Genomic DNA, 19074 nt, shown 5'->3' on the forward strand with positions numbered 1-19074 from the left:
GCAGGCAATTTCACGTGCCACCTCTTGCCAGTTCGCTGCCGGCGTTTCTTGGCCGTGTCGGCCACTCCTGACGCATTGGAATGTCACGCATGCGACACATCCCTGCGTTCAAGCGATGGTGATCTCGAACGGCTCTCATTGGGCGCGCCGCAGCTTGGTCAGGGAACCAAAATAGTTTATTCAGTCACGTGTAAGGCGATGACCAGAGCGTAGCTCCCGATGATACCCGCATGCCTCTCCGACGACTGGATCCTTTGCCCGGAGCGAGAGGACATCTCCGCTGAGTTCACGCGGCTCCTCACCGCGGCCCAGGACGGCGGCGCCACGATCGCCGAATGCCTGATGATCGCGCGGCAGCTGAAGCGGGGCGACGACCAGTCCTGGCATCGCGAGTGGAAGAAGCTGGCGCAGGCCAATCGCCATCGTGCCGAGGCCGCGTTCGCCGAAGGTCACAGGGCGACCGCGCAGCGCAATTGGCTGCGCGCCATGAATTACTACAGCGCGGCCGCAATGCCGCTCGATCAGGCGGACGAGCGCCGCTGGGTCGCGGTCCTCGCGATGCAGGATTGCGCCCGCCGCTTCCTCGCCGCGCGCGACCCTGCCGGGGAAGTCGTGACGATACCCTGGCTCGACGGACATTCGTTGCAGGGCTATTTCCTGCCAGCGCACGCGTCGTTGGGACGCGTGCGAGCCCCGACCGTGATCTGCATCGGCGAGCCCGGCCATCGCAAGGAAGAGTTTCTGTTCAAGCTCGCGCCGCACGCGCGCGAGCGCGGCTTTTCGCTGCTGGCGCTGGACCTGTTCGGCGACCAGCGGGACGATTATCTCGACGCGCTGTTGCGGCGCCGGGATCTCGAGAGTGCGATTCCGTGCGTCATGGACTATCTGGAGACGTGCAGCGAGGTCGATTTCGAACGCGTCGCGATCGTCGCCGATGGCTGGGGCTCTTCCTTCGTGGCGCGCGCGGTGCTGCAGGAGCCGCGGCTTGCCGCCGCCGTCTGCGATGGCGGCCTGTGGGACCTGCACGAGCGGGCCTTCTTTGCCAGCCGATTCGCGATGAGCGACGTCAGCATCGTTCCGGTGCCGCATGCTCCGCTGATGGCCTCCAGCGCCGACTGTCCGGTGCTGATCACGCTCGGCGAGGACGGCTGGCTCAAGGCCGATCGGGCGCGTCAGATCGTCCAGACGTCGCGGCTCGGCAGTTCGGATGTGATGTTGAAGGTGTTCACCGCGGCCGAAACCGGCGCGGCGCAGGCCCATGCGGACAATCCGAGCCTTGCCAATGAATACATCTTCGATTGGCTGGAATCGCGGCTCGGCGCCGCGGGGCGCATCTGAGAACGTCGCCTCAGAAGTCGAGGGTCAGGCGGACGCAGGCCTTTTCGAGACGGGTCTTCAACATCGCGAGCTTGGTGGTGAATTCCGTCAGCTCTTTCTCGTCGAACTCCTGGAAGACGAATTCCTTGATCGTCTTGTACTGCTCGTTGAGGCTCGCCAGGTGCTTTTGCGTCTTCTCGGTCAGGGACAGTCGGACCACCCTTGCGTCGGTCGGCGAGGGGCGGCGGCGCAACAGGCCCTTCTTCTCGAGCAGCTTGGACTGGGTGGTGACGAACGACGGATCGACGTGGAGCAGTTTCGAGACGACGTTGACCGGAATGCCGTCGTCCTTGTCGAGGTCGGAGATCGCCATCAGGATCAGCCATTGCGGGCCGCTGATGCCGAGCGTTCTCGCCCAGAACTGACGCAGCTCCTCCAGATACATGTTGATCGACGATATCTCCCAGGTGAAGCGCCTGATGATATCCAGATTGCCGATGGTGCGGAGGCGCGCCCCTTCTTTCCTCGTCGCTGACACAGCTTCACTCCCGTGATCTGATTTGTATGCGGCCGGTGTCGTGCAAGCCATAGTCCACGCAAGCCTGCTCTGACGCAAGTGCAGAGCAGGGTAATTTTGTCAGTAAAATTACAAAGATGATCAGCTCACGGAATCGGTTCGCAATGGTGTTGCGAACGGGGCACAGGTTTAGCAAAACCAACAAAGCTGACTAAATAAGGTATTTTGATTACCGAAAGGCGCAGGCATATTGCTTCGTGGCGGTGGGGGGTACTCGATCGTCCCGTTGCAGGTGGTTTGCTCACGTCCCTCGCGTCGAGAGAGGGTGTGTCCGAAGCGCAAAGCGGCCGAGCGGATTTCAAAGACGGGGATGTTGGGGGGCCTCACGGTCCGGTCTTCGTAAAATGAGCAACTTGGAGGTTTTAATATGAAAGTGGTGAAGAGCCTTTTGCTCGGCACTGCGGCGGGTCTGATCGCCGTCGGTGGAGCTCAGGCGGCTGATCTTCCGGTCAAGGCCAAGGCGGTCGAGTATGTGAAGGTCTGCTCGCTCTACGGCGCGGGTTTCTATTACATCCCGGGCAGCGACACCTGCATCAAGCTGGGCGGCTATCTGCGTGCCGAAGTGGCGCTCAATGCCGGCGGCAATTACAGCGCCCAGTACAACAACGTCTTCGCGGCCAACAACCGCCTGACCAACTATTACTCGATGCGCGCTCGTGAAGATCTCAACATCGACACCCGCACCGCAACCGAGTACGGCGTGGTCCGCACCTATTTCGATGCGGTCTTCACCTGGACGACCGGCAACTATGTCGGCGCCGGTTCGGGAACGGGTGCGACCCAGTACAGCGGTACGCTCGGCCTCAACGCCGCAGGCACGAGCCTGATCGGCTCCAGCGGCGGCGCCGTCAACGGCACCGACGGCACGATCTCGGGCGGCGCGCTCGGCGTCTACTACGCCTTCATCCAGTTCGCCGGCTTCACCATGGGTAAGGCCGTGTCGCAGTTCGACGCGCCCTGGATCAACTATCCCGGCAACAACTTCGACCAGCTCGTCGGCGGCAGCGGCACCACCAACGGTGTTGCCCAGTTCACCTACACCGCCGATCTCGGCCAGGGCGTGACGGCGATCGTCTCGGCCCAGGACCAGACGCAGGTGTTCCAGACCGCGCTCTGGAATACGGCCGGCATGTCCACCGCCGGCGTCCTCGGCGGTGCCTACGGCTCCAACGATCTCGGCGGCACCCGCTCCCCCGATCTCGTCGGCACGCTCCGTGTCGACCAGGCCTGGGGCCTGTTCCAGGCCTCGGTCGCTGCGCACGACAACCACGTCGGCTATTACGGCGCGAGCGAAGTCACCGGTCATCCTGAAGACAAGTGGGGCTGGGCCGTCCAGCTGGCGCTGTCGATCAAGAACATCCCGACCGGTGCAGGCGACGTGATCAACATCTCGGGCGTCTACACCGACGGCGCGAGCCGCTACAACTTCCAGGAGCTGGCAGCGACCAGCTACTCGATGTTCGGCGGTTCGGGCGGCGCGTATCAGAGCATCGGCTTCGCCGGCGTGTCTGACGCGGTGTTCGCACCCGGCAGCGGCCTCGAGCTGACCAAGACCTACGGCTTCCGTGGTGCCTACACTCACAACTGGAGCCCGTACTGGAATTCGGCGCTTTATGGTGCGTGGGCTGCCGTCAACTACAGCGGCACCGCCAAGGGCATGATCTGCGGCAGCGCCGCGTTCGCGACCCTGACCGGCACCTGCAACCCGGACTTCAACATCGGCCAGATCGGTGTCATCACCCGCTGGACCCCGATCAAGAACCTGACCTTCTCGGCTGACTTCACCTACAGCCATCTTGACCAGAAGTACTCGGGCGTGATCACCACGCCGGCGCTCACCAGCGTTGCCAAGCCCGCGGCGACCTATGAGCTGAAGGACCAGGACACCTACAGCCTGTTGGTTCGCGCCCAGCGCAACTGGTAAGCTCAAGACCTTCGGATAGGACGCAGCCCCGGCGGGACACCGCCGGGGCTTTTTTATGAGGTGGGCTTCTTTGCGAGCGGGCGTTCGGAAAATCCGGCGGCACGTGCGGGCGACGAAGACGAGCCATGCGAATCGATCGGCCCAAATTTATTTACTTACCTGAGCTACTAAGCTATATAGCTCCCAGCCGATGACGAAAGTTGCGGCTCTGACTTGATGCTAAACCTCCAGAAACCTCCGGCAATGCCCTGCCGGAGGTTTTTCGTTTTGGGCATGGCTCCGGGACTCGCCTCCAGGACTTGGCTCTAGCCGCGCATGACGCGCGCGCGGGAATTCGGCCGGTAGGCGAGGCGGCTGTGGCCGGCGCAATAGGACTGGCCGTCGGGTGCGGAGTTGCCGCAGAAGCAGAAATCGTCGGCGCCAGGTGTCGAGATCGGCCAGCGGCAGCGGTTCTCGGCAAGCTCGAGTAGCGAGCAGCGATTGGCGTCGTCGATCGGACCGGTGACCATCGGCGCGCCGGTCTCGCCGTAGATCGTGGCGAGCATCTCATATTGCAGCCGCGGCACGGTCCGCGGCGCGCGCGCCGGCGCCAGGCCCCTGTCGTGAACCTTGCGATCGTCGATGGTTCGGCCGCGCGTGAGATTGAGGCGAGACAGCTTGCCGATCACGGCGTTGCGGCTGACGCCAATGTCGGCGGCGATCTCGCGGCAGGAGAGCCCGGCCTCGAAATGCTGCCTCAGCAGTTCGATGCGTTCGTCGGTCCAGGTGGGTGAGAGAACAGGCATGTGTAACGGTCCCAGGTTGCAGATGTCGGCCATCCGCCTCTCGAGATCCGTCCGCCTCACGTTCGGCGCGCGCTCACGTCCTGCCATTGTCGCGAATCGACAAAAGCCCGTCCTTGATGGCGAGACGGATGCCTTCCTCGATCAAGGTACGTGCGACGCCGGGAACGCTGGTGCCGTGGGTGCCCTGTCTCACCAGCTTCTCCAGATAGGTGATGGTCGAGAGCGCCAGGGTTACGGGAATGCGGTCAGTCTCGGCTTTTTCGGTGGCCATGGCCGAACGCTAGCCTCTTACTCGGGTACATAAAAGTTACGATTAAGACTCTATTTAGGTTTGGAGGCAGAAGTCAAATGCAGGCTGCGTCGCCTGTTCAGCCCGTTGGAATCGCGAGGGAAATTTAGGCATGACAAGGCACGCCGCGCGGCAGGCCGGCGGCGGCGTGGCTTCGACCGGTCAGGAGTGGGCCGGTCGGCTCAGCCGTGCACGATCGTCTTTTCGATCATGCAATGGATGCCCTTGGAGCCGTTGACGGTCTGGGTCACCCGCAGATCGGCCGCCAGGCTGCACAGCGTATAGGCGTCCTCGCGCGACAAATTGCGCCTCTCGCCGAGCAGCACGATCATGTCGCGCAGCGCCCGCACCACGCACTGGTCCAGATCGGGGTCCATCGCCATGGTCATGTAATGCGTCGCCGTCTCGCCACGGGGATAATCGAGCCTGAGGTCCTTGCGCAGCGTCAGGCGAAAGCGGCCCTGGAGTGCGGTCTCGATCGCGGTGACGCAAACCTCGCCGTCGCCCTGCACGCCATGGCCGTCACCGCAGGAGAACAGCGCGCCCGGGACGAACACCGGCAGATACAGCGTCGCCCCGGCGCCAAGCTCCTTGTTGTCGAGATTGCCGCCCATGGCGCGAGGAACGAGCGAGGAGATGCGGCCCCAGGCCGGCGGCGGCGAAACGCCCATCACGCCGAAGAACGGCTTGAGCGGCAGGTCCAGCCCCCACGGCATGCGGGCGACCATCCGGGAACGGTCGAGCGGGATGTTCAGAATGCGCGTCTCGTGGAAATCGTCGGGCAGGGTGCCGGACAGCGGCTTGATCATGTTCCAGCCCCAATCCTGCCGGAGCTGGACGTCGAGGATCTCGACCGCGAGCACGTCGCCGGGCTCGGCACCCTCGACCGCGATCGGGCCGGTGAGGATGTGGCCGGGCAGCATGCGCTCGTTCTTGGCGTGAACCTCGTGCATCTCGGGCGGAATGTGAAATTTGCTGCGGTCGGGCAGCATGTCCGGACCGCCGCTGATGGTGTCGACCGTGACCTCGTCACCGCTCGCGATGGTGAGGACGGGCTTGAGCGCAGCCTCGAAGAAGCCCCAATGACAGGTCTCGGGGCTGGAATGCAGGTGGTGATGGGTCATGTGGCGTCCGTCCGTTTCACAGGCCCGGGCTTGACCAGGCAATCGATCCTCTTCCAAGAAGCTTTCTGAAGATCGACGGGCGGGTCAAGCCCGCGCGCAACAGGCACGATCATTCCAGCGAGGCTCCCCTGCTTTTTGTCCTGTCCAAGACCCTCGGCGCCGCGGTGCTGCCGATCAACTTGATGATCGAACTCGGGATCGTCTCGGTGGTCCTGATGGCGACGCGCTTTGCCGCCTTCGGCCGCAAGCTCGCCGCGGCCACGCTGATCCTGCTGGCGCTCGCCGCGTTTTCGCCGCTCGGCAACCTCTTGCTCTATCCGCTGGAGTCGCGTTTTCCTCCGTGGGATCCGTCGCGCGGTGCGCCCGATGGCATCATCGTGCTCGGCGGCTCGATCGACACCGATCTGTCGGCGGCGCACCGCACGCCGGTCGTTGCGCACGCGGCCGATCGCCTGTTTGCGCCGGCCGAGCTCGCGCGCCGCTATCCGAACACGCGCATTGTCTTCACCGGGGGCACCGCGAACCTGGTTTCGACGGACTCCCGGGAGGCCGACTACTCCGCGCCGATCCTGGAGAATCTGGGCATCGCGAAGCAGCGCCTGATCCTGGAGCGGGACTCCCGCAACACCTACGAGAATGCCATCTTCACCAAACAATTGGTGTCGCCGAAGGCGGGCGAACGCTGGCTCCTGGTCACGTCGGCCTTTCACATGCCGCGTTCGATGGGAATCTTTCGCAAGGCGGGATTCGACGTCGAAGCCTATCCCGTGGACTGGCGAATGGGCGGGCGTGACGATCTCTTCTCTTTCACCAATGTCGGCACGGACGGGCTCGGCCGAACCGAGGTCGCCGTGCGCGAATGGATCGGGCTCGTCGCCTACCGCCTGATGGGCCGGACTGGCGAGTTGCTCCCGGGACCGGCGAAGGACTAGAACCGTTCAAGAAGCAATAACAGCACCGGCTCACGGTCGCCGGCCCCGGAGGACGCCATGCAACAGCAGAGTGCAGACAGCATCGATCTTGCCGGCCTCGTCGCCGATCTCAACAGCCTGTTGCGGCTGAAGACCACGGTGATCGGCATGAAGCTGTTCGCGCAGACCGCGGACATGGAGGCAATCCCGAAAATCCGGCGGCCGAACGCGGTTCACACCACCGACCAGATCGTCAGCATGGCGGCACGTCTGGGCTGGACCGTGGGCATCACGGCCGATGATCTCGTCGGCGCGCAATGCCGCGCGGTGATCGGCCTTGCACCGCAGGACGAGAAATGGCTCGCCGGCGAAAACTATGTCGGGGTCTGGCACGGCACGGCGGAGGACGCACGCAAGCGCCAGGAGGCGCTGGACGTGGTTCCGTTCGGGCAATATCAGGCGCTCGCGGTCAGTCCGCTGGCGAGCGGCCGGCTCGATCCGCCGGACATCTGTCTCGTCTATGCCACGCCGGGGCAGATGATCATCCTGATCAACGGGCTGCAATACACCGGCTACAAGAAGTTCGAATGGGGCGTGGTCGGCGAGACCGCTTGCGCCGATTCCTGGGGCAGGGCGCTCAAGAGCGGTGAGCCCAGCCTGTCCTTGCCATGCTACGCCGAACGGCGCTATGGCGGCGTGCCGGACGAGGAGATGCTGATGGCCCTGAAGCCGGAACATCTCGCCAAGGCGGTTGTGGGCATGAAGGCGCTGGCGAAGAACGGCCTGCGTTATCCGATCCCGCCCTATGGTATTCAAAGCGACGTCCGTGCCGGCATGGGCGTGAGCTACGCGAAGAAGTAAAGCAAAGGCGGATCATGAGCTCTGCGAAATTCGACATCGTCGTTTATGGCGCGACCGGTTTTACCGGCCAGCTCGTCGCCGAATACCTGACCCAGCGTTACAAGAGCGACCACGCGCTCAAATGGGCGATGGCAGGCCGCAGCCTCGGCAAGCTGAAATCGGTCCGCGATGCGATCGGCGCGCCCGGGAATACGGCGTTGATTGTCGCGGATGCGTCGGATGCGGCTTCGCTGAAGGCGATGGCGGAGCAGACCATGTCGGTGATCACCACCGTCGGCCCGTATCAGCTCTACGGCGAGGAGTTGCTCGCGGCCTGCGTGGCCACGGGCACGGATTATTTCGATCTCTGCGGCGAGCCGATCTGGATGCGCCAGATGATCGACAAGTACGAGGCGGCTGCAAAAGAGAGCGGCGCGCGGATCGTGTTGTCGTGCGGCTACGATTCCGTGCCGTTCGAGCTCGGTACATTCTTCGTCCAGGAAGAGGCTAAACGTGTCTTCGGCGCGCCGGCCCCGCGGGTGAAAGGGCGTGTGCGCGACATGCGGGGCACGCTCTCGGGCGGCACCGCCGCCAGCGCTAAGGCGACCTTCGATGCGGTGGCCAAGGATCTCAGCCTTGTCGCCATTCTCAACGATCATTTTGCGCTGACGCCCGGCTTCACCGGCCCGAAGCAGCCGAAAGGCAACAGGGCCGCCTTCGAGGAGGATCTGCAATCCTGGGCCGCGCCGTTCACGATGGCGCTGATCAACACGCGCAACGTTCATCGCTCCAACATGCTGATGGGATTCCCCTACGGCCAGGACTTCGTCTACGACGAGATGGTCCTGACCGGTCCCGGCGAGAAGGGCGAGGCCAACGCCAAGCTCGTGATGGCTGCCAATGCGGGCAAGACCGGCCCCGACGCACCGAAGCCGGGCGAGGGGCCGTCGAAGGAAGAGCGTGAAAACGGTCTGTTCGATCTGCTCTATGTCGCGATCGCACCCGATGGCCGCATGGTTCGCGCCGGCGTCACCGGCGACCGCGATCCCGGCTACGGCTCGACCTCGAAGATGATCTCCGAATGCGCCATCTGCATGCTGCGGGACACGACTGACGTCGCAGCCGGCTTCTGGACCCCGGGCGCGGCGATGCAGCACAAGCTGATCAAGCGGCTGGTCGAGAATGCCGGGCTGACGTTCGCGGTGGAGAAGTAGAGGCGGTCACTTGCCGCAATCACGGTGTCATCGTCCGGCTCGACCGGACGATCCAGTATTCCAGAGACGGCACCGATTGAATCGAGAGGCCGCGGCGTACTGGATGCCCGCCCCGGTGCGCAAGTGCGCACAAGGCGGGCATGACAGCGTTCGTGCCACTACACCGCCCGCGCGTCGTAGGCGTACATGAACTCCATGCTTTTCGCGCCCAGCGGCAGCAGCCACTTCATCATCTGATTGCGGATCCACGCGCCGGTGGCGCTGAACTCGCGCTTGTTGTTGCCGTTGCGGCGGGCCATGGCGACGATCTTTTCCGTGCGCGGGCGCCGTTCGGCCTCGAAGGCCTGGAAGGTGGCGCCGAGCTCCCGGCCTTGCTGCATCAACCGGGCGAGGCGCATCGCATCCTCCAGCGCGAGCGAGGCGCCCTGGCCGGCATGGGGGCTGGTCGCATGGGCGGCATCGCCGATCAGCAACGAGCGCTTGCGCGACCAGGTCGGCAGGGTGGCGACGTCGAGCGTGTCGGTGACCACGATGTTCTCGGCTGCCTCGATGATGCCAGGGATCGGATCGTGCCAGCCGCGGTGGAAGCCGCGCAGGTGCTGCTTCAGCGTTGCATGGTCGAGCGCGCGAAACATCGCCGCGTCCATGCCGTGCGCGGGTTGCGTGCTCCACCACATCACGCCGTCGTTCGGATCGGGGCTGCAATAGCCGTAGCCGAAGAAGCCGCTCTGTCCGAACGTGGTTTCGACGTGCCGGCCGATCGGCCGGCCATCGAGGACGGCGTGCGGTACGAAGCCGCCGAAGCCGATCAGTCCGGTATCGAACGGCTGCGGCCCGTCCGGGACGACTTGGCGCCGCGTCACCGAGTGCACGCCGTCGGCGCCGATCACGAAGTCGCCTTCGGCCGTGGTACCGTCGGCGAAGTAGGCGATGATCGGCTGGTCGGCGCGATCCTCGATCTTGATCAGGCGCTTCTCGAAATAAAGTGAAACGCATGCGCACCAAGCCTTGTCGATCAGCATCTCGTTCAGCGTGGCGCGGCAGACATTGACCGCGGGCTGGCCGAAGCGCCGCGCCATGTCGCGATTGATCGAGCCGAGCCTCTCTCCGGCTTGCGAATAGAAGTCGAACGATTCCGCGATCGAGCCGCGGCTGATCAGCTCATTGGAAAGGCCAATCTCGTCCATGACTTGCATGCCGTTCGGCGCGATCTGAAGGCCGCCGCCGATGCCTTTCGAATAGGGCCAGCCTTCGTAGATCGCGGACTCGATGCCGGCGCCGATGATCAGGGCCTTACGAGGACGATAGGACATGGCTTGCTCCCGACGTTTCCGTGGTGCTAGGAGATTACAGTCGCTAAATCTCTTAGTGACTAAGATATATATCGACTAAGATACGAGGTTTGCCTTGTCAAGGACGAAGGCGCGCGCCGCGCTGCTGCAGGAGCTCGAGGAGGCGATGCGCAGGTCGTCCGCGCAGGGCGTGCTTTATGGCCAGACCGTTGCGAACGTTGCCGGAATCGCCAATTCCGACCTCGAATGCATGGACATCCTGTACCTCGAAGGCCGCGTCACCGCCGGCCGGCTCGCCGAAGTCACGGGGCTCACGACCGGCGCCATCACCGGCGTGGTCGACCGGCTCGAAAAGGCGGGCCTGGTCCGTCGTGAGCGCGACGATGCCGATCGTCGCAAGGTCTTCATTGCCGTCGTGCCGGAGGCGATCGAAAGGCTCGGCCAGTTCTACGTGCCGATGCAGCAGGCGATGGAGAAGGTTTTTGGCGGCTATTCCGACCAGGAATTGCGCCTGCTGCTGCGCTTCGCCAATGAGGGCTACAAGGGCGTGCTGGCGGCGACCGCGGCGCTGAAAGGCCTGCTCGACACGCCGCCCGAGAAACGCCCCGATCTCAAGCTGAAGAAGCTTCGTCGCCAGCCCTGATCTTGTAGATCTGCGCAGCCGCGATCATGCCCCACATCGCGCCCAGCATCATCCAGAAATGCCGCCAGTGGTCGGTGTCGATCACGAAACTTTCTCCGACGGTGCCGACGAAGGCGGAGAACACCGCCAGATAAGCGCGCTGCCAGGGCACCGGCACGAAGATGTGCCTGACGCCCATGATGACGGTCGTGAAGACCAGCGCGGGGTAGCAGATGCCGGACAGCCAGCCGCCCGACATGAAGGCGTTGAGATAAGAGTTGTGGGTGTCCTCGGGGAAGAAGCGGTGGAATTGCAGCGGGCCGATGCCGAACGGCAGGTCGAGCGCCATCTCCGCTCCCAGGATGTGCCGGCCGAACCGGCCGAACCTGCCTTCGTCGTAGCTCTGGTCGAAGCTCGCGCGCTGCTTGAACATTTCGGCGGTGGAATCGAACGACATCAACACCGCGATCAACGCGAGGCCCAGCACCGCGGCCAAAACCGCCATGACGATGATGCGCGAGCGCTGCGCGTTGGTGCGGCTGGTCAGCACCATCAGCGCCAGCATGAAGGCGGATGTCAGCACCAGCCCGCCCCAGGCGGCCCGGGAGAACGCGAGCAGGATCGCGAGCGACATGATGCCGAAGGCGATGACGTTGCGGAGGGCCTTGCCGAACTTGTCGGAGACGACGCTCTGCAGCGAGAACAGCGCCGGCAGGATCAGGAAGGCGCCGAGCACGTTCGGATCCTTGAAGGTGCCGCGCGCGCGTCCGTACAGTGTCAGGAGGTCGTCGCCGCCGGGAACCAGGTGGAAGTAGCCGGCGACCGCCGACAGCGAGGCGACCATCGCGCCGATCACGAGCCCGCGGCGGAGCATGTCGAGCCGGGCAGCGGTGTCCTCCGACGTGACCATGGCGAAGAACACGACCGTCACCGCCATGTACCAGGAGGTCGCAATCCAGCTGACCACCTCGGACTGCTCGAACAGCGGGATCGCGCTGATCGTATAGCCGATATTGAGCAGGACCAGCATCAGCACCAGCGGCATCAAAGCGAGCCGCAGACGCAGTCCGGTGGCGAAGAAGGTGACGGTGGCCAGCAGCGTCACGATCTCGTAGGGGCTCGGCTCGATGAACACGATCGCGCCGGAGGCGCCGACCAGCCATACCAGCGCGCGCTGGAGCGCCAACACGCCGGGCGCGGCCCGAACCGCTGCATTCATCTCCCCGGCTGTTGCCGCATACGCCATCACACGCTCACACGTTTACGCAACTGGTACGCCACAAATACCGCTGTCATCGCCCGGCTTGACCGGGCGATCCAGTACTCCGCGGCGTCTATTGCGGAAACGGCCGGCGCCGCGGAGTACCGGATGCCCCGCCCCAGTGCGCAACAGCGCACAAGGAGGGGCATGACGGAAATATTCAACTCAATACGCGTTCTCGTTCTTGGTCAGCAGCGAGATCGGCGTCTTCAGCAGAATGACGAGATCGAACAGCACCGACCAGTTCTCGATGTAATAGAGGTCGAACTCGACGCGCTTCTGGATCTTCTCTTCGTTGTCGATCTCACCGCGCCAGCCGTTGATCTGGGCCCAGCCGGTGATGCCGGGCTTGACCCGGTGGCGGGCGAAATAGCCGTCGACGGCTTCGTCGAACAGGCGGCTCTGCAGCTTGCCCTGTACCGCATGCGGACGTGGGCCGACCAAAGAGAGATCGCCGGAGAAGACCACGTTGAAGAGCTGCGGCAGCTCGTCGAGGCTGGTCTTGCGGATGAAGCGGCCGACGCGGGTGACGCGCGAGTCGTTCTTGGTCACGACCTTCGAGGCCGTCGGATCGGCCTGATGATGGTACATTGAGCGGAACTTGTAGACGTCGATGCGCTCGTTGTTGAAGCCGAAGCGCTTTTGGCGGAACAGCACGGGTCCGGGGCTGTCGAGCTTCACGGCCAGCGCTACCAATCCCATCACCGGCAAGGCCACGAGCAGCGCGAGGGTGCCGACCATGCGGTCGAACAGCCATTTCATCACCAGGTCCCAGTCGGTGATCGGCGCCTCGAACATGTCCAGCGTCGGCACCTCGCCGATATAGGAATAGGAGCGGGGGCGGAAGCGCAGCTTGTTGGTGTGTGCGGAGAGGCGGATGTCCACCGGCAGCACCCAGAGCTTCTTCAGCATCTCCAGGATGCGCGTCTCGGCGGAGATCGGCAGCGCGAACAGCACGAGATCGACGCGGGTGCGGCGGGCGAATTCGACGATGTCGTCGACCTTGCCGAGCTTGCGCGCGCCGGCACAGGTGTCGAGCGCGCGGCTGTCGTTGCGGTCGTCGAACACGCCGAGCACATGGATGTCGGAATCCTCCTGCTGCTTCAGCGCCTCGACCAATTGTTCGCCGTTGCGGTCGGAGCCGACGATGATGGTGCGGCGGTCGAGCCGGCCCTCGCGCCCCCAGGCGCGCACCAGCGAGCGCAGCACCAGACGCTCGCAGAGGAGCGCGGCGAGCCCGAGGACGTAAAAGGCGGCAAGCCAGAGCCGCGATATTTCGCTGCCGAACTTGGCGAAGAAGGAGATGCCGATGAACAACAGGAAGACGAACGACCAGGACGAGATCATCCGCGTCATCTGCCGGAGCTGACCGCGGAACAACTGCACCTGATAGATATCGGCGGCCTGGAAGCAGACCACGGCGGAGACCGCGACGGCGATGATCTGCGCGGGATAGATCCAGCTGAAGGAGCCGGCGTGCGGCATGACATAGCCGAGATAGAGTACGATGCCGACGAGGCTCAGCAGCGCGAAATCGGCGAGGCGCACGAAGCCGGTGATCACGATCGGCGAATAGGCGCGGGCGACCTTCTGGTTGACGACGTCGAGCGCGGCGGCCGAGAGCCGTTGACGCCGCTCCACAAAGGGCCGGTCAGCCGGCTTCGCCGCGGCGCTGGTCGCGGCATCGAGCATCGAGCGTGCGTTGAGCGGTTCCACGGGCGTCCACGTCCATTCCAAAAACCCGCGGGCCGCGTCCTTGCGTCCCGGGCGAGCATCCCCTGGCGCTTGGGTTATCGGACAAATCGGAAGATTCTCTAAAGCGGGTCTTAAGAATGGTTAGTGATTGGTAAATGCGTCGCGATAGCCCGCGAGCACGCCCTCGACCATCGCCTGCTGCGAGAAATGCGCGGAGATGCGCTCGCGAAGCGACAAGGCGCGCTGCGCTGTTCCCAGCGGATTGTCGAGCGCGGCCGCGATCGCCTCCGCCATGGCTTCCGCGTTGCTCGGCGCAAACAGAGCCGGGTTCTCCGCGCCGAAAATCTCGGGAATGCCGCCGATCTTGGACGCAATCATCGGTATCCCGGCGGCACCGGCCTCGATCACGACATAGGGCATGGAATCGCCACGCGAGGGAACGACCAGCAGCCGCCCCTTGGAAAAGCCGTAGCGTGCCTTGACGTGACCGATGAAGCGGATGGCGCTGGAGAGGCCGAGCCTCTCGACTTGCGCTTTGAGCGCCGCGGTCTCCTCGCCGTCACCGCCGAGCGTCAGCGTGACCTTCTTACCGCCCTCGTGCAGGCGCGCCACCGCGTCAACCAGCAGATCGGCGCCCTTGATGTGCCTGAACTCACCGACATAAGCGAGGTCGGTGGCGTCGTCGGCCATGACGACAGGTTCGAATTCCTCCGGCGTCACGCCGTTGAAGACGCAATGCACCACGCCCTTCGGCTTGCCGACGATGCGCTGATAGGTGTCGCGGGCAAACGCGCTTTCGAACAGGAACAGGTCGGTCGCGTCCATCAGCGCACGCTCGAGCCGCGCGTAAAACTCGCCCTTGAGGGTGTTGAGGGGATAATGCAGCGAGCCGCCATGCGGGGTGTAGATGCGGATGGTGTCGTCGGATCGCCGCCGCATGCGGATGAAAGCGCCGGCCTTGGCGCCGTGGCCATGCATGACGTCGGGCTTGAGCGTGGCGATCAGGCGCCGCAAGCGGAACCAGACCAGCACATCGTCGGGCGACGGTTCGCGGCGGATCGCCATCCGGTGCACGCCGAGCTTCAGCCGCGGTGCGAGCTCGGCAAGGGCCTTGTCGGCGCGCTCACCGCCGGTGAGACTGTCGGCGAGGATGCCGACATGATGGCCACGATCGACCTGGCCGTTGGCGACGTCGAGGATGTGGCGGAAGATGCCGCCGACCGGAGCGCGCACGGCGTGCAGGATGCGAAGCGGCTGGTCGGGAAAGGGGGGCATGATCAAAACCAGCGCTCGACGGCGAATGCTCGAACAATCTGACGAAATATCGAGACGGATTAAGAGGCCTCGTGGTTAACAAACGGTGACGGACGCACCTGCGCGAGCCGCCCGACGCTGCGATTAACCCAGCGGCAACCTTAATGGAGTGTAATCGCCCTGGTTGAGGTAGGTTCGTGGCGTTGCGCCTGCGGGAGTGTTCGATGCGTTTAGCGTTCTGGCGTGCCGGCAAGGACAAGGCGGTGGTCAAGCGGGCTGTCTCGAAGGCAGCAGCCAAGCGGGCTGAACTCGAGTCCAGCATTGAAGCAAAGCCTGCGCCCGTTGCTCCGCGGCCGGCGCCAGTCGAATCCGGCGACATCGACCTGCACGCGCTCGGCGCGGCATTGGCGCGCAAGCGCGGCTGGATCATCGTTCCGACGGTGCTGGCGCTCGTCGCATCCATCGCAATCGTCAATCTCATCACGCCGCGCTACAAGTCTGAATCCCGTATCCTGATCGACGGCCGTGAGAACGTGTTTCTGCGGCCCAATAGCGATCGCGCCGAGGAACGGCAGGCGCTCGACGCCGAAGCCGTCACCAGCCAGGTGCAGCTCGTGCTGTCGCGCGATCTCGCGCGCGAGATCATCAAGAAGAACAAGCTTGCGGAGCGGCCCGAGTTCGATCCGGTGCTGCAAGGCGTTTCGCCGCTGAAGTCTCTTGCGGCGCTGGTCGGCATGGGCCGCGATCCGTTCTCGATGACGCCGGAAGAGCGGGTGCTGGACGCCTATTACGAGCGCCTCCAGGCCTACGCTGTCGACAAGTCACGCGTGATCGTGATCGAATTCCAGTCTGCCGATCCCGATCTCGCCGTGCGCGTCGCCAATTCGATCGCCGACGGCTATCTCGTGCTCCAGCAGGATGCGCGCCAGGACCAGGCCCGAAACGCCAGCCAGTGGTATGCCGGCAGGATCGACGAGCTGCGACGGAATGTCTCCGAGGCCGAAGCGAAGGCCGAGGACTTCCGCTCCAAGTCGAGCCTGTTCGTCGGCACCAACAACACGACGCTATCGAACCAGCAGATGGGCGAGGTCAACACCCAGCTCAACAATGCGCGCGCGCTCAAGGCCGATGCCGAGTCCAAGGCGCGCCTGATCCGCGAGATGATCCAGAGCGGCAAACCGATCGAATCGTCGGAAATTTTGAACTCGGAATCGATGCGCACGCCTTCGCAGCAGCGCGTGGCGTTGCGGGCCCAGCTGGCCGAGCAATCGTCGACGTTGCTCGGCAACCATCCGCGCATCAAGGAGTTGAAGGCGCAGCTCGCCGACCTCGACACCCAGATCCGCGACGAGGCCGCCAAGCTCGCCCGCACGCTCGAAAACGATGCGCGCGCCGCCAGCGGGCGCGTTCAGGAATTGTCGGCGAGCCTCGAGCAGCTCAAGAAGCAGGCGACGGCCACCAACGGCCAGGACGTGCAGCTCCGTGCCCTCGAGCGTGAGGCCAAGGCGCAGCGCGACCTGCTCGAAACCTATCTCGCGAAGTACCGTGAGGCCAACACCCGCGAGACCATCGACACCGCGCCGACGGATGGCCGCATCATCTCGCGCGCCGTCGTCTCGAACACGCCGGCCTATCCGAAGAAGCTGCCGATCGTGCTGATCGCGACGATCGCGACACTGCTGCTCTCGTCGGGCGTCGTCGTCACCGGAGAGTTGTTGCGCCAGACCGCGCCCCGTGCGGTGGCGGTGTTCACGCCAACGCTCATGCGGGCGTCGGCTCGCCAGGAACAAATCGTCCAACCGGAGGTCGTCGAGCCCTTCGCCGATCCGGTCGTCGATCCGGTCATGGCAGAACCCGCGCCGCTGCAGCCGGAGATGACGGCCGATGCCGATGTCGCCGAATTCGCGGAGATCGAGCATCTGGCCGACAGCCTGCGCGCCGCCGGAGCCATGGCGAAGAAGGTCACGGTGCTCGGCACTGCGAGCGGCGAAGCCATCACGCTGTCGACGCTGACATTGGCCCGGCACCTGGCGCGCGATGCGCGGGTCGTCGTGGTCGATCTCGCCGCGTCCTCGCCGACCATGGCCGCCGTGTCCGTCGATGCCTCGGCACCCGGCCTCGCCGAACTGATGCAGGGCGAGGCGTCGTTCGCGCAGATCATCACCCGGGACAAGCTCTCGCGGCTGCATCTGGTCATGGCAGGCCGCCCCGGCTTCGATCGCAGCCTGTTGCAGTCGCCCCGCGTGACGCTCGCGATCGACGCGCTGCTGCGCGCCTACGACCACGTGCTGCTCGATGCCGGCAGTGCCTCCGACCTTCCTGCGGAGCTCCTGACGGCGAATGCCCGCGCCGTCGTCGTGCCCGACGCGTCGATGGCGCCGGATGCGCGCGCACTGATGTGCGAGCAGCTCAGCGCCGTCGGATTCAATGAAGTGACGATGCTGAACAGACCGGTGCAGCCGTCGGATGCGAGGGACGCGCCGCGCGTCGTGGCGGCGTAGGCGTTTCTTACCCTCTCCCCCTGTGGGAGAGGGTGGCTCGCCGCGATAGCGGCGAGACGGGTGAGGGGTCTCTCTCCGCGCGTGCCTCTCGCATTTTGACTTGCTGATACAACCCCTCATCCGGCGCTTCGTGCCACCTTCTCCCACAAGGGGAGAAGGTGGGCAGTCGTGCAATGGCGAGAGCTACCCGAACGCTCGCCGCAGCCGCTGCGCCAGGTCGAACAACATCTGGTTCTGTTTCACCAGCCGCTTGCCGTGGCTCAGCGAGGACATCGCCATGGCCGCGAGCTTTCCGCGTGACGTCAGCGGAACGAAACTGTCGAAGATGTCCTGGTCGTCCTTGCAGAACATCCGCTTGTACTCGTCCGAGCCGATGCCGAGGTCGAGCGAGCGGTAGCCGCGCTCGGCGCAGCGGTCGATGATGTAGCGCATCAGGATCAGCCCGGGGCTGTAGCGGGCGTGCTCGGACATCGTGTAGGTGTTGAACATCATCGAGAAGCGCTGGCCGTCGGCGACGCCAGCGAAGATTGCGATCACCTCGTCGTCGCATTCGAGCGCGTGGATGTCGATGACGCGGCCGTCGCCGCGTGGTGCAAGGCAGGCGCTGCGGACGAATTGCTCGACGCCGGGCTCTGCGAAGACGTTGGGCAGCTTCTGTTCGGCCATCCGAGCCGGCTTGATACGGAAGAACCAGTCGAGCAGGCGGGTGATGTCCGCATCGGTGGTCGCCAAATGATAGCGATAGCCGGCGAGCGCCTGGAGCTTCTTCTCCTTGCTCTTGAGGCGGCGGCGGAAGGAGTTGCTGATCCGCGATGCCGGCGGACCGCCCGGTTCCATCGTGAGCAGCGGGCAGCCGTTGATCGCGCTTTGGCGTGGCAAATGCGCGAACGGGTTCTGCTGGTCGTTCCAGTGCAGCGGCTGCTGCGTCAGTGCGAGCACGTCGGCATGTTCGTTGAGCGGCGCAAGCAGCGCGTCGAGATCACCGCTGGCGACCTGCGCTGCAAATTCGGCGTTCCACAAGCCCATGTTGAAGGTCGTATGCTTGCCGCCCATGAAGCAGGCGGTGCGCACGCCGTGGCTTTGGCGCAGCGAGAGCGGCAGCAGCAGCAGCGGCCGATGCTCGGAGTCGCGGGCAATGACGATAAAGGGGCGGGCGCGTTCCTGCTCGCCGACCAGACGCTGCCAGGGACTGAGCAGATCAAATCGCTGATAGGGCGTGAAGAGATGACCGGGCTGCTCGAAGGCGCGCCAGACGGCCTCGGCCGCGCCGAGATCGGTCACGATATCGACATGCGCGATGCGGCCCGCTTTCGACTGCGCTGGCAATTCTGCCGTCCGGCTTTGCATCGCCGCAGCCATGGTCATTCGCGAACCTGTCGAGAAATCAAAAATATGCGTAATTCGGCCTGTGGCCGACCTTTGCAAAGAAATGTCAACAAAGGGTAATGACTATAAGAGGGGACCGGCC

The 19074-nt window shown here is 64.4% G+C and carries 16 protein-coding genes; 7 read left to right on the forward strand and 9 right to left on the reverse strand.

Translation table 11 applies throughout. The features are described 5' to 3' along the window. Nucleotides 1-219: 219 nt before the first annotated feature. Entirely contained in the window at nucleotides 220-1338 is a 1119-nt protein-coding gene (locus tag BcanWU425_RS19100) for an alpha/beta hydrolase family protein (protein ID WP_085362091.1), read from the forward strand. Between the two features lie 10 nt (nucleotides 1339-1348). Here the strand turns inward: BcanWU425_RS19100 and BcanWU425_RS19105 are convergent, their stop codons facing one another. Next, a complete protein-coding gene (locus BcanWU425_RS19105; RefSeq protein ID WP_007611061.1) occupies nucleotides 1349-1855 on the reverse strand; it encodes a MarR family winged helix-turn-helix transcriptional regulator in 507 nt (168 codons plus the stop codon). Between the two features lie 406 nt (nucleotides 1856-2261). Between BcanWU425_RS19105 and BcanWU425_RS19110 the strand changes: the two genes are divergently transcribed. Continuing rightward, nucleotides 2262-3818, forward strand: a complete 1557-nt coding sequence (locus tag BcanWU425_RS19110; protein ID WP_204511371.1) for a porin — start codon at nucleotides 2262-2264, stop codon at nucleotides 3816-3818. A 305-nt stretch (nucleotides 3819-4123) separates the two neighbouring features. Here the strand turns inward: BcanWU425_RS19110 and BcanWU425_RS19115 are convergent, their stop codons facing one another. The 3 genes from BcanWU425_RS19115 to BcanWU425_RS19125 all read right to left on the reverse strand — a co-directional run bounded on the left by BcanWU425_RS19115 (nucleotide 4124) and on the right by BcanWU425_RS19125 (nucleotide 6016). Further along, the gene (locus BcanWU425_RS19115) at nucleotides 4124-4603 is read right to left on the reverse strand and encodes a GcrA family cell cycle regulator (RefSeq protein WP_018455139.1); all 480 of its coding nucleotides are present in this window, start codon (nucleotides 4601-4603) and stop codon (nucleotides 4124-4126) included. A gap of 73 nt (nucleotides 4604-4676) precedes the next feature. Beyond that, nucleotides 4677-4874 (reverse strand): hypothetical protein, encoded by a 198-nt coding sequence (locus BcanWU425_RS19120; RefSeq protein ID WP_007603456.1) that lies wholly within the window; start codon nucleotides 4872-4874, stop codon nucleotides 4677-4679. Between the two features lie 200 nt (nucleotides 4875-5074). After that, on the reverse strand, nucleotides 5075-6016 hold the full coding sequence (locus tag BcanWU425_RS19125; RefSeq protein WP_085362095.1) for an acetamidase/formamidase family protein: 942 nt from the start codon (nucleotides 6014-6016) through the stop codon (nucleotides 5075-5077). 182 nt (nucleotides 6017-6198) lie between these two features. Between BcanWU425_RS19125 and BcanWU425_RS19130 the strand changes: the two genes are divergently transcribed. From BcanWU425_RS19130 to BcanWU425_RS19140, 3 genes are read left to right on the forward strand one after another with little or no spacing between them, the layout of a single operon-like run. Beyond that, the gene (locus tag BcanWU425_RS19130) at nucleotides 6199-6948 is read left to right on the forward strand and encodes a YdcF family protein (protein WP_231190852.1); all 750 of its coding nucleotides are present in this window, start codon (nucleotides 6199-6201) and stop codon (nucleotides 6946-6948) included. 57 nt (nucleotides 6949-7005) lie between these two features. Next, nucleotides 7006-7788 (forward strand): DUF169 domain-containing protein, encoded by a 783-nt coding sequence (locus tag BcanWU425_RS19135; protein ID WP_085384762.1) that lies wholly within the window; start codon nucleotides 7006-7008, stop codon nucleotides 7786-7788. A 14-nt stretch (nucleotides 7789-7802) separates the two neighbouring features. Beyond that, nucleotides 7803-8981: a saccharopine dehydrogenase family protein gene (locus BcanWU425_RS19140; RefSeq protein ID WP_204511369.1), complete on the forward strand. Its 1179-nt coding sequence runs from the start codon at nucleotides 7803-7805 to the stop codon at nucleotides 8979-8981. Between the two features lie 158 nt (nucleotides 8982-9139). Here the strand turns inward: BcanWU425_RS19140 and BcanWU425_RS19145 are convergent, their stop codons facing one another. Further along, nucleotides 9140-10294 (reverse strand): FAD-dependent monooxygenase, encoded by a 1155-nt coding sequence (locus tag BcanWU425_RS19145; RefSeq protein ID WP_204511368.1) that lies wholly within the window; start codon nucleotides 10292-10294, stop codon nucleotides 9140-9142. A 145-nt stretch (nucleotides 10295-10439) separates the two neighbouring features. On the opposite strand from BcanWU425_RS19145, the gene BcanWU425_RS19150 reads away from it, so the two are divergent. Next, nucleotides 10440-10916, forward strand: coding sequence for a MarR family winged helix-turn-helix transcriptional regulator (locus tag BcanWU425_RS19150; protein WP_051462695.1), 477 nt, complete (start codon nucleotides 10440-10442; stop codon nucleotides 10914-10916). Here the strand turns inward: BcanWU425_RS19150 and BcanWU425_RS19155 are convergent. The 3 genes from BcanWU425_RS19155 to BcanWU425_RS19165 all read right to left on the reverse strand — a co-directional run bounded on the left by BcanWU425_RS19155 (nucleotide 10885) and on the right by BcanWU425_RS19165 (nucleotide 15126). Continuing rightward, a complete protein-coding gene (locus BcanWU425_RS19155; protein WP_204511367.1) occupies nucleotides 10885-12141 on the reverse strand; it encodes an O-antigen ligase family protein in 1257 nt (418 codons plus the stop codon). The two genes, BcanWU425_RS19150 and BcanWU425_RS19155, sit on opposite strands and share 32 nt — an antisense overlap. Before the next feature lie 180 nt (nucleotides 12142-12321). Then, entirely contained in the window at nucleotides 12322-13872 is a 1551-nt protein-coding gene (locus tag BcanWU425_RS19160; protein WP_204511366.1) for an undecaprenyl-phosphate glucose phosphotransferase, read from the reverse strand. Between the two features lie 120 nt (nucleotides 13873-13992). Next, a complete protein-coding gene (locus BcanWU425_RS19165) occupies nucleotides 13993-15126 on the reverse strand; it encodes a glycosyltransferase family 4 protein (RefSeq protein WP_204511365.1) in 1134 nt (377 codons plus the stop codon). Between the two features lie 203 nt (nucleotides 15127-15329). Between BcanWU425_RS19165 and BcanWU425_RS19170 the strand changes: the two genes are divergently transcribed. Then, nucleotides 15330-17606 (forward strand): GumC family protein, encoded by a 2277-nt coding sequence (locus BcanWU425_RS19170; RefSeq protein ID WP_204511364.1) that lies wholly within the window; start codon nucleotides 15330-15332, stop codon nucleotides 17604-17606. A 183-nt stretch (nucleotides 17607-17789) separates the two neighbouring features. Here BcanWU425_RS19170 and BcanWU425_RS19175 read toward each other — a convergent pair whose 3' ends face one another. Beyond that, nucleotides 17790-18971 (reverse strand): GNAT family N-acetyltransferase, encoded by a 1182-nt coding sequence (locus BcanWU425_RS19175; RefSeq protein WP_085353381.1) that lies wholly within the window; start codon nucleotides 18969-18971, stop codon nucleotides 17790-17792. Between the last annotated feature and the right edge of the window lie 103 nt (nucleotides 18972-19074).

The organism is Bradyrhizobium sp. WU425 (assembly GCF_021052305.1).
In the GTDB taxonomy this organism is placed as follows: domain Bacteria; phylum Pseudomonadota; class Alphaproteobacteria; order Rhizobiales; family Xanthobacteraceae; genus Bradyrhizobium; species Bradyrhizobium canariense_D.